Source organism: Planktothrix tepida PCC 9214 (assembly GCF_900009145.1).
Classification (GTDB): Bacteria; Cyanobacteriota; Cyanobacteriia; order Cyanobacteriales; family Microcoleaceae; genus Planktothrix; species Planktothrix tepida.
Map to the genome: position 1 here is coordinate 1 of NZ_LN889864.1, position 551 is coordinate 551.

General features: G+C 41.6%; 1 protein-coding gene. It reads left to right on the forward strand.

Going from position 1 to position 551, the window contains the following annotated elements:
- The first annotated feature begins 134 nt into the window (after positions 1-134).
- Positions 135-476, forward strand: a complete 342-nt coding sequence (locus PL9214_RS29515) for a hypothetical protein (protein WP_072720155.1) — start codon at positions 135-137, stop codon at positions 474-476.
- The last annotated feature ends 75 nt before the right edge of the window (positions 477-551 follow it).

Genomic DNA, 551 nt, shown 5'->3' on the forward strand with positions numbered 1-551 from the left:
TATTCTTCATAACGAATGGTGTAATTCCTTTAATAGTTCTAACTTAAGAATAACAAAACCTTCTTTTTCTTGGCAACTGAACACCGTAATATTCGGGAGGTTGAGCAAGACTTCCAAATCATTTTTGTCATTATATGGATGCTGCCAAGAAACTTGAGATTGAATTAGAAAGCATCCTGCTGCAACCGGAATTCGACAGCTACCGTAAAGTTTTCAAGGAAGAGGATTCCGGCGACCAGAAAAAATTCCGGCGGGCAGGTTCAGCACTTTGTCGGGAGCAACTATTCCTATGGTCACTGCGAGTCATTGAACGAAACCGCTCACCGTTCCTTGGAACTGAACTCGGTCAAAAGCTGCGGGGATACCTGGAACTAAAAATCTCAAAGGGCAAACACCGGAGCAAGGCTAGGGCTTCTTTAATATCCAAAGTAGCTGAAATGCTATTCGATGCCCTCCTTAAAGAGATTGTTAAATAATCAATAATAAACCAACACCCTCTGGATTCCACCAGGGGGTTTTTAATATCCACACAGAAAAACGTCTAAAATGAT